Below are 7,093 nucleotides of genomic sequence, written 5' to 3'. Positions count from 1 at the left end.
GGCAGAGGGGAAAGTCGTGCCAAGGCACAGACTGGCGACCAACACAGTAGCGGTAAACAATTTCATCGTAGTTATTCCTTCTGAGGTATAAGCCCGCCGTCAGTGGCGGCAGGCAGTGAGTAAAAAAGGCGAAAGTGGGGTAAAGCCTGAAGAAAATCTGGGCGGGAGAGAAGGTTGCGTACGGCGATATCCGGAGCAAAGCTGTCGTTATGGAGCGTGACTGCCCGAATATCCGCCAGCGGAAACACGGCAATCCGGGCCTGATGCTCACCCGTCAGATACCATTCGCCCTCACGTAGAACCAGGCGATAGGGAGCAAGGTCTGTGCAACGACAACCGCTTCCCAGTAGCGTCACCTTCCGGTGTTCCGATACCGCGCTCACCAGTTGGGTGAATATGCCCGAGTCTGGGGATGACAGCTGTGCTGCTCCCTGCCAGATAAGACAGGGAGACTCCCCCGGCCCACTCAACAGTGAAGTGACCAGATAGTTATCCATATCAGGGAACAGTGCTTCAACGCCCGACTGGCGGGCAAATGTCATCACCGCCAGTTCCCGTTGGCGACTGCCGGACAACAAACGACACTGACCTTTGCGATACTCCAGGTCCAGATATATCAGACGTTCGCGAAAATCCCGCCGCAGGGTACGAACCGACACGCCAAACTCAGTTGCCAGCGTTTGCATGTTTAGCGTTTCACCTGCTACCAGGCGACTGATAATTAACGACAGCCTGACGGCAAGCCGGTCATGACGGCGTTCAACCTGAGCCATGAGACAGGTTCTCCAGTGAGATAATGAGTTGAAAATAAAGCGGTTATTTTAACGAGGGGGTGGGACAGGGAATGGACACGAGAAGACGTATTTTTTACTGTGGCCAATATCAGCCGTGGCGGGGCCTGAGGAGAAAACAGGCCCCATTCGGTAAGTGATAAAACGTTAAAACGGACAGGGTATGTCCCAGTGATAATGGCAGATGCGTCTGTTCAGAAGAAAATCCAGTCCCATACTGCACGGGCAACGGATACCACGGTATTGCGGACGGTACGGATAAGCGCTTTTAGTGGTGCAGGAATGAATGACGCCGATCCTGCTGAATCAAAGGCCTCTCCCACCGCATCACCAAAGCGCTCACGCGCCTGCTTTTTTACCGGTTCACTGCATAACCTCCCGTGCAGTTGCGTCGCCAGTGGGCTGGTGGCACGGTCAGGCAGGCAGCGCATCATCGTGTCGACCATGGAGGGCAGATTCCAATCTGTCTTGGCTGAGACCGTGCACACCGGATGATGCGGTGAAAACAACTGACGAATGGAATCCAGCCTGGCCTCAATATTCGCCGACTGGTTCGGTGATGGTGTATTGCTGATGGCGTTCCATTCATGACAGGGTTCGATTTTGTCAGCCTGGTTGACGACAAACAGCACCCGTTGTTGGTATCCCGCCATCACTCGACGGTAGAAACGTTCATCTACGGAGAACGCCCGATCGTCGGCTTTGATGACCCACAGAATGAGATCCAGCTCAGGGAGGATATTGCGATACAGAGATTCATATTCGCTATCCCGTTGCTCACTCTCACCTACACCGGGTAGGTCTACCAGTATCAGGCTGTGGTCGCCACTGCTCAGCCGCAATCGCTGTACGTCACGGGTGCAGGCATCGACATCACTGACGGGCGTGACCTCGCTTTGGAACAAAGCGTTACAGAGAGACGATTTACCAGCGCCGGTTTTTCCCATAATGCCGATAACGGGCTCGTAGCGAGTGAGCTTTTGGATATGGTCAAGAATATGTTTTCTAATGGCATGGGGGAGTGACGCCAGCGGTTTTTCGATGGCCTGCAGACCTTCTGATTTTTTCATGAAACGACCTCAGACAGAAAAACAAAACCCCCGAGCCAGGAAGGCTTCGGGGGTGATTCATGGAGATAATATCTGTCTGAAATTATTTGGAATGATGTGTAGATGTGTGTCCTGCACCACATCCGATTTTATACTATCTAGTCTTCAACATGCTCACACGTAATAACTCATTGTCGATGAGACATTTGAGTGCCTCATCCAGCGTCATGCTTTTATCTTCAGCAATCTGACTCAGTTTTTTTTGGTATATTTTATTCAGCTTTAAAGGTGAAGCAGTATCTTTATTCTTTTTCCTACGGGATTTTTGCTCCCAGGCTTTCCCCAGTTCTTCAAGCAATATTTCTTTGTGATGTAAAATTCTACTACCACCCAGTTCTGTAGAGTCCAATTTTACAGTATTTCTTCTTTTATTTTCTTTCAGGTAACCCAGTTGCTCATGACTCCAGCCTGTCCAGTTATCAAAGATGGCAATAATAAAATGATAGCGCTGCTCGCAGGAAACTGGTTTAGTATCAATGGAAATATATTTTTTTCTCATTTGCTCCCAGACCCACTGACATTGCTTTTCATTATTCTTGTCGAGCCATGAAAATACATTAGGGAACTGGTTACTGACATTAGCCCAGGCAGACACGACTTCTGTTATAACCTTACTGCGTAGATTAATAGAGGAATAAAACGTCAGAAGAATATCAATAGCCCCCTCCATTGCATCAGGAATAACATCACTATTTTTTATTCTTGAGAAATCCAACCCATTAGCCTGGTAGCATTTTAGTCGTACCTGACGCTGCGAATTCGTTTCTTTTTTATTCCCCGCAGTGGCCATTAACGTTTGTGGTTGAACGTGTTCGACTTTACTATTTTCTTTAGTATCCACCCCCTCTGGCATATCAGGAACGTACTGTGACATAAGAAACTTTGCTCCATACGATTTATTGTATCCCATGTTTTCAGCACAGAGTATTAAACCGAGGTCATTGCCAGGAGACGGTGGCGCTAACTTAGACTTTGTTTGTTGAATGCTCTCATTAGCTAAAGATGTTGCCTTCGTCAGTAAATGAAAGAGAAAGAAATGCATTGCCCTCGGATTTGTCTTTAGCCACTTTAGACGGCTTGCCTGTCTCTTTCGTCTTTCTCGCATCTCCCGCTCATCGACCTCCATGACTTCTTCCCCCTCATCCAAAAAAACGCTTGTTTCCCATCATTTCGTTCAAGAGTAAATGAAGCAAGTTTAGATGTAAATCATACTTTCTTGAAAGTAAATACGACAGTAAAAACACAGTAAAAACACAGTAAAATCGTAGGGTTAATTTTCATTTCATAGATATAATATCAATTAGTTACACAACACTACTCCAGTATATATATACCGAGATCGTGTATTACTGTTTATAACATACAATGAAACCACCCCCCATGATGTTCTGCACAAAATCTTCGTCAGAAGTTGCTGTCGTTCCCCTCAACTATCAATTCACTTCGACCGTTCAGGAACCACCGAGCACAGGAACAGGTTTTTTATACAATTCTGCACATAACTGCCTTTTTAGATTCATTGCCAAAAACTTCGCTTAATGCGGTTCTCAATGGCAGCAAATATATTGGTGCAAGTCAGTGGTGTTCAGGGAACTCAGTAGCGGATAACGAGAGGATCTGTATGGAGGGCGGCACTAAGCATTTAATTCGTCTATAGGTACGTGGTGGCATGGAGGTCAATGACCTTCAACTTTTTTACAGATTCACCGGTTGGTATGTTGGAGCTGGCATGAATAATCATCAACCACGACTCCGGCTTACCTTTACCTACCGGAGAATCGCAATATGAATATTAAACCCTCACTGCTTGAAGACCAGTTTGTTAATATGGCTTTCATTACCCGTCTGTTAGGCGTCAGCGATAAGTGGATATACCGGCTCATCAAAGATGGTGCCTTTCCCAAACCCATAAAACTGGGGCGTAGTTCCCGCTGGTTGCAAAGTGAAGTGGAAGCCTGGTTGCAGGAACGAATTAATCTATCCCGCCAGTAAGCCCTTAATCTGAAATAACTCTACTGCATGCAGAATTATCCGGCTACCCGGAGATTTTCTGCTGCCTGTCATTCATACCCGAAGGAATATTTAAACCATGAAAGATTATAAAACCCGCTATGAAGAGCTTCACAAATATTACCAGACCTGGCTGATGGATTTTACAAAGCTGGCCGTTCGCCAAGGTATGTGTCATCAGAATATTTATTACACCCATGCTCTGACCGTAGGATGTCTGCAATTTCCTGGAAAAGACCCGGTTATTGCGATTGTTCCGCAATGCCTGCACCGGATCATTTACGGTAAAACATCGGCAGCATCATTATCCCTTGAGGACGACCTGAGCGTTAGTTTATGTACGCAGGAACATTTACTCGTCCATCACCCCATGCTGGAGGGTATTTTACTTTCCGAATGTGTCCGTTTAAAACAACGTTCACTGGCAAATAAACTCACCAGCCTATTTCAGCAATTCAGAGGAACTGAGCTCCGTCTCAAGCTTGTCTGGCTGTGCTGGTATGATTTGATGCTGGGAAATAGTCTTGCTGACTGGATTGAAAATCTGAAGTTAAAATCAGGCGAGGAGGTCAATAACTGGGTTAATGACCGGCAGACTGAGAACCACAGGCTCACCAGCATGATGGATGAGTATGTCTGCTTTGCCTACCGCACTGTACTCGATCCGCTGATTTAAGCCACTCGAAATGCTGACGGGGTAGACCGCCATTCCAGGGTAAAGACATATTGTATGGAACAGTTAACTTCGGAGTTATTTTAGCTAATAAATCAGTGTGTTAAGCGGTGTGGTGTAAGGTTCAGTGAACGTGCATGAGTGTCGGATAGGTAATATATACCTATTATCAGCATGGGTATCCATATGCCTGTTAAGCATGTACCCAATAATCTATTAATATCAATATTATACAGCTACTTAAATAAATACCTAAATGAGCATAAGGCTGTAATCAATATCCCTATCAGCGTTACTCCCTAAATCTCCCAATCACTATGCCTGTCTGTGTTTCAGGAAGGCAGCACTATGCCTGCTGTTTCCCTACAGGTGGAGGAAACTATTATGTTTTTGTTCGATAATACTCACCCGATGAAGCTCGACCCAAGCCAGGCACCCTTCAACGTAGCTTACCTGCAACGAATTGCGGAAGTGCTATGTTACGCGCAGGGAGAGCACCCGCAGACGACAGTCATTCGAGTAGACCTCCGTATGCCTGAATACCGCGATATTGGTGATAGCATTCTCTCTGCCCCGGATCTAAGCCAGGGGCTGATGTCTCGTTTCATCGAATCGTTGAAGGAAAAAATCACCACTTACTTACAAAGAAAGGCCAGAGAAGGAAAGCGAATACACCGCAGTACCCTACGATATATTTGGGTCAGGGAGCAACCCGACCTGGCGGGTAAAAAGCATTATCATATTGCCCTGCTCGTCAATACCGACAGTTTTAACTCACTGGGTAGCTACGATACAAACGGGACGGGTCTGGCCTCGCTTATCCAGAAAGCGTGGTTAAGTGCGTTGAGGATGCGTGACTACCAGGAATACTGGGAACTGGCTCACTTTCCAGATAACCCTATGAGTTTCTTAGATCTCAAAAAAACAGATTTCAGGAACACGCTGGATGCACTGACTTTCCGTCTGAGTTACATGGCGAAAGAGCGAACCAAACGCTACAGCAGCGCAGAACGTTCATTTGGTTGCAGCCAGTACTGAGACGTTACTATAACGACCGGCTCTGTGAGATGGGCCGGTACTCAGCCCGGCCTCTCGATTTAATTACGTGGTATTCCCTTCTTTTGACTGGCGCTATTCTCAACTCAGGCAGAGGTTTCCCACGGAATGACTTAATGAAAGACTGACCAATGCGCAGCGAACCAACCTTGTGCTCTGGGCAGCAATTGATCACTACCCACGACTGGTACCGTTTCGGTGACCATTACCCCCCTTCGCCAAAAGAAAAAATAGCACTTTCACTGATTGGCGAGAACATGCCCTGCAACCTCGTATAAGCGTGGTGAGTTTTCCGACACCAGCATGTTTTTATTGATATTTACATTTTTAATTGATCGGCCGTAACGATCAATAGTATATTATCGATCGTTATATTCTATCAATAAGGTGTGTGGCGATAACATGATGGGTAACAAGGACAGTCGACTCTTTAAGCGCTTATGCCTGTCGTTGTGACAATAGCTCTGTTGTCAGAGCCTGGACCCCGAGGTGTTATCACTGCCCATGACTCTACTCACAAGGAAATGTCATGATATTCAATAAAACGTTGCTGTCGGGTTTACTGGTACTGGTGTCTGCCTCTGCGGTTGCTGCCCCTGAAAACGGGGTCTACCTTTCGGGTAAGGTGGGGGTGGGGATAATGAATCTCGGTAATCAATCCCTGAGCTATGCATCAGACGGGAGCTCGGATGATTTTGGTCGTCAACGTGACAGTAATTTTGCAGGCTCTCTGGCAGCGGGTTACGATTTTTACTCGCAGTTCAATGCGCCGGTGCGTTTGGAGTTGGAATATACCGGTTACGGGAAAGCCCATTCCAATAACAGCCTGACTTACAATCAAGCCCCCTGGGGCTATCCCGATTTCGACGGTAAAACAGAGAACAGCTTGGAGGTTCAGCTCCAGACTGTGCTGATGAATGCCTACTGGGATGTACGTAACAGCACCCCCTTCACGCCGTGGGTTTCTGCCGGGATTGGGGTCAGTCATCTGTCGTTGGACCACCATACAGTCAATACCGATACCCAAATCAGCACGGGTATCGTTGATGGTTCGGTAAGAAGCGGTAACCATTCTGGCAGTACGACCAACTTTGCCTGGACGGTTGGCGCGGGGATTAACTGGGCGGTCACTGATAGCGTGAGTATGGACCTGAGTTACCGTTACCTCGATGCCGGAGATGTTGAAGCAAATTACACGCCCCCTAAGGGAAGTGGTAAAACAGCGAAAGTTTCGGTGACGTCGAATGATGTGATGCTGGGCGTACGGTATGCCTTCTAAGTAATCATACTCTGCTGTGTCCTGAGTTAGCGCACAGTGAATTCAGGCACTGCGTCAGCGCCTCACCAGGGTCATTATTGACGCAGTCCACCTGAACAGTCGTCAGATAAAACTACCGTTTCCCTGAACGTTGCTTGACTTATTATCTGTACCAGAATCCAGCCAGTTCTCAATC

Annotated in this window: 8 protein-coding genes; 5 read left to right on the top strand and 3 right to left on the bottom strand. The window is 47.1% G+C overall.

Annotation, left to right across the window (positions count from 1 at the left end):
* Positions 1-71: 71 nt before the first annotated feature.
* From AC971_RS18710 to AC971_RS25315, 3 genes are all read right to left on the bottom strand, one after another.
* Positions 72-773, bottom strand: coding sequence for a WYL domain-containing protein (locus AC971_RS18710; protein ID WP_025382924.1), 702 nt, complete (start codon positions 771-773; stop codon positions 72-74).
* A 212-nt stretch (positions 774-985) separates the two neighbouring features.
* Complete coding sequence (locus AC971_RS18705; protein ID WP_025382923.1) at positions 986-1,861, bottom strand: GTPase family protein; 876 nt, start codon at positions 1,859-1,861, stop codon at positions 986-988.
* A 133-nt stretch (positions 1,862-1,994) separates the two neighbouring features.
* The gene (locus tag AC971_RS25315) at positions 1,995-3,026 is read right to left on the bottom strand and encodes a hypothetical protein (RefSeq protein ID WP_025382922.1); all 1,032 of its coding nucleotides are present in this window, start codon (positions 3,024-3,026) and stop codon (positions 1,995-1,997) included.
* A 659-nt stretch (positions 3,027-3,685) separates the two neighbouring features.
* Here AC971_RS25315 and AC971_RS18695 point away from each other — a divergent pair.
* From AC971_RS18695 to AC971_RS18680, 5 genes are all read left to right on the top strand, one after another.
* Positions 3,686-3,892 (top strand): helix-turn-helix transcriptional regulator, encoded by a 207-nt coding sequence (locus tag AC971_RS18695; protein ID WP_025382921.1) that lies wholly within the window; start codon positions 3,686-3,688, stop codon positions 3,890-3,892.
* 97 nt (positions 3,893-3,989) lie between these two features.
* Positions 3,990-4,586, top strand: a complete 597-nt coding sequence (locus AC971_RS18690) for a hypothetical protein (protein ID WP_025382920.1) — start codon at positions 3,990-3,992, stop codon at positions 4,584-4,586.
* Between the two features lie 381 nt (positions 4,587-4,967).
* Positions 4,968-5,621 carry an inovirus Gp2 family protein gene (locus AC971_RS18685; protein ID WP_174407868.1) on the top strand — a complete coding sequence of 218 codons (654 nt, stop codon included), beginning with the start codon at positions 4,968-4,970 and terminating at the stop codon, positions 5,619-5,621.
* Positions 5,622-5,770: 149 nt separating this feature from the next.
* Complete coding sequence (locus tag AC971_RS24465) at positions 5,771-5,917, top strand: hypothetical protein (protein WP_156170248.1); 147 nt, start codon at positions 5,771-5,773, stop codon at positions 5,915-5,917.
* Positions 5,918-6,168: 251 nt separating this feature from the next.
* Positions 6,169-6,918: an outer membrane protein gene (locus tag AC971_RS18680; protein ID WP_025382918.1), complete on the top strand. Its 750-nt coding sequence runs from the start codon at positions 6,169-6,171 to the stop codon at positions 6,916-6,918.
* Positions 6,919-7,093: the final 175 nt, after the last annotated feature.

It is taken from the genome of Yersinia similis (assembly GCF_001053095.1).
Lineage (GTDB): Bacteria > Pseudomonadota > Gammaproteobacteria > Enterobacterales > Enterobacteriaceae > Yersinia > Yersinia similis.
The sequence above is the reverse complement of the archived record's forward strand: the minus strand, read 5'-3'. Positions and strand labels throughout refer to the sequence as shown.